General features: G+C 47.8%; 1 protein-coding gene. It reads right to left on the bottom strand.

Annotated elements, in window-relative coordinates; all coding sequences use genetic code 11:
* A partial coding sequence (locus tag R3X28_RS19130) for a hypothetical protein (RefSeq protein ID WP_317666477.1) occupies positions 1 to 1,624 on the bottom strand: 1,624 nt, incomplete at both ends.

The following is a 1,624-nucleotide window of genomic DNA, read 5'->3' as shown; positions in this document are numbered from 1 at the left end:
CGTAGTTTGTTCGTTCTGTAAAGCAAGGATATCGGAATCATTGGCGACTATGGCAGCATTGTTATTTGAAATGGCAGTGGCATTGGTAGCGATACCTGAAATATCCTGGTCACCGGTGTTGATTCCAGAGGTATTGGCGATGATGTCCGCTTGGGCAGTGGTGATTCCCGTTTTAGCAGTGTTCAATGCAATGGCATCGTTCTGCGTAGTCTGTTCGTTTTGTAAAGCAAGGATGTCGTCATCGTTGGCTACAATGGCAGCATTGTTATTTGAAATGGCAGTTGCATTGGTAGCGATACCGGAAATATCCTGATCACCGGTGTTGACCCCGGAGGTATTCGCAACGATGGCCGCTTGAGCCGGAGTGATCCCCGTTTTGGCAGTGTTCAATGCAATGGCATCGTTCTGCGTAGTCTGTTCGTTCTGTAAATCTGTAATATCAGCATCGTTGGCTACAATGGCAGCATTGTTATTTGAAATGGCAGTGGTATTGGTAGCTATCCCTGAAATATCCTGGTCACCTGTATTCATGCCAGAGGTATTCGCAACGATGGCCGCTTGAGCTGGAGTGATCCCCGTTTTAGCAGTGTTCAATGCAATCGCGTCGTTCTGTGTAGTTTGTTCTGCTTGTAGAGCAGTAATATCAGCATCGTTGGCTACAATGGCAGCATTGTTATTTGAAATGGCAGTGGCATTGGTGACGATACCGGAAATATCCTGGTCACCTGTGTTGACCCCGGAGGTATTGGCAACGATGGCCGCTTGTGCCGGGGTGATCCCCGTTTTGGCAGTGTTCAATGCGATGGCATCGTTCTGTGTAGTTTGTTCGTTCTGTAACGCAAGGATGTCGTCATCGTTGTCACTGATATTGGAAGTGTTGTTTGCAATGTCCGTATCGTTGGAACTGATGTTTGCTGCATTAGTAGCTATCCCTGAAATATCCTGATCTCCAGTGTTCACGCCAGAGGTATTGGCAACGATGGCAGCCTGTGCCGGGGTGATTCCGGTTTTAGCAGTGTTCAATGCAATGGCATCGTTCTGCGTAGTCTGTTCGTTCTGTAAATCTGTGATATCGGAATCATTGGCTACAATGGCAGCATTGTTATTTGAAATGGCAGTTGCATTGGTAGCAATCCCTGAAATATCCTGATCTCCGGTGTTGATCCCGGAGGTATTGGCAACGATGGCAGCCTGTGCCGGAGTGATACCCGTTTTAGCGGTGTTCAATGCAATGGCATCGTTCTGGGTAGTCTGTTCGTTCTGTAAATCTGTAATATCAGCATCGTTGGCTACAATGGCGGCATTGTTATTTGAAATGGCAGTTGCATTGGCAACGATACCGGAAATATCCTGATCACCTGTGTTGATCCCGGAGGTGTTCGCAACGATGGCCGCCTGTGCCGGGGTGATTCCCGTTTTAGCGGTGTTCAATGCAATGGCATCATTTTGGGTAGTTTGTTCGTTCTGTAACGCAAGGATGTCGTCATCGTTGGAACTAATGTTTGCTGCATTAGTAGCGATACCTGAAATATCCTGATCACCTGTGTTCACACCCGAGGTATTCGCAACGATGGCAGCCTGTGCCGGAGTGATTCCGGTTTTGGCGGTATTCAATGCGATGGCA

The organism is Maribacter sp. TH_r10 (assembly GCF_033101095.1).
Classification (GTDB): Bacteria; Bacteroidota; Bacteroidia; order Flavobacteriales; family Flavobacteriaceae; genus Maribacter_A; species Maribacter_A luteus.
This window is presented reverse-complemented; position numbering and strand designations above follow the sequence as displayed.